Source organism: Dyella flava, assembly GCF_016904955.1.
GTDB classification, from domain to species: Bacteria; Pseudomonadota; Gammaproteobacteria; order Xanthomonadales; family Rhodanobacteraceae; genus Dyella_B; species Dyella_B flava.
The window spans coordinates 1-1,358 of sequence record NZ_JADIKE010000012.1 but is presented as its reverse complement, the minus strand read 5'-3'; the positions used below and the strand labels follow the sequence as shown (position 1 = coordinate 1,358).

Below are 1,358 nucleotides of genomic sequence, written 5' to 3'. Positions count from 1 at the left end.
TGATCTTGATTGCCCGCTTCATGTTGTAAGCCAATACATACAAGCTCATTTCAGTAGCGACCTTTGGCAAGGTTCGCATGAGGAAATGGGTTGATCCCATCCAGGCCTTGAGGGTTCCAAAGACGTGCTCGACGGTCTGTCGCCGGACCCGCATGGCTTCGGGATGGTGATCCAATCGTCGCTGCATGGTTTCCAGTACAGCTTCATGCTCCCAGCGGCGAATACGTCGATATGTGGAAGTGGTGCAGGCGCGACGTATCGGGCACGTTGGACAGGCGGATGACCAGTAAACCTGGATGGTTAAGTCATCTTCAATGGTGGTCATACGTCGAGGAGCTTCTTCGTTGGCTGGGCATCGATAACTGTCGCGAAGGGTGTCGTAATGAAAGTCTCGCTTATCGAAGCGGCCGGCCGCCGTGCTGCTGGAGGTCTGTGTTTTAGGCACCAAGGGTGTAACGTCGTTTTGTTCGCAGGCAAGGATCTGTTCGCCTTTGTAATAACCTCGGTCGGCGATTACGGTGAGTGCGTCACATGCCATCGCCTTTTTTGCGGCATTAGCTGTGCTGGCAAGGCGATGGCGATCATGACCTTCGTTAGTCACTTCATGCGCCACAATGAGATGGTTCGATGCCTCCACGGCCATCTGTACGTTGTAGCCGACAATCCCCGAGCCACGGCCATGCGTAGCCATCGAGCGTGCATCGGGGTCGGTCATCGATAATTGATGATCCTGCGCTTGACGCATGGCTTCACCCAATGCGGTCAACTGCTGCATATGTTCGCGGACGGTAGCGATCTTGCGTTGCAGATGAGCTACGCGTGCCTCGGGTAACTGGCCCGGTTCGCGGTCGGCCCGGTCTAGTTCGTCCAGATAACGCGCCACGCTCGCTTCCAACTGCTGCATGCGGGCTTTGAGCTTGGCTTCCGAAAGATTGCGATCACGGCTATTGACCGCTTTGAACTTACTGCCGTCGATGGCGGCCACAGCGTCGGTAAACAACTGCATGTGACGACACAGCAGCACGAATTGGCTACAAACACGACCGATCGCGGCGCCGTTGTCCTTGCGAAAATCGGCCAAGGTTTTGAAATCGGGCGTGCATCGACCGGTCAGCCAGATTAGCTCGATGTTTCGCTGCGTCTCACGCTCAAGGCGGCGACTGGATGGGACTCGATTGAGGTACCCGTAGATGTAGATCTTGAGCAGCGTGGCTGGATGGTATCGCGGCCGGCCAGTGCTAGCGGGCTCGACGCTTTCGAACCCCAGCGTGCCAAGGTCCAGTTCTTCGACAAAGACGTCGATGACTCGAACGGGATTGTCCTCGTTGATATAGTCTTCCAGCCGCTCGGGGAAAAGC

1 protein-coding gene is annotated in these 1,358 nt (G+C 56.1%); it reads right to left on the bottom strand.

Translation table 11 applies throughout. The features are described 5' to 3' along the window. Positions 1-1,358 (bottom strand): IS1182 family transposase (locus tag ISP19_RS00065; protein ID WP_204678186.1); only part of this gene is annotated, 1,358 nt, incomplete at both ends.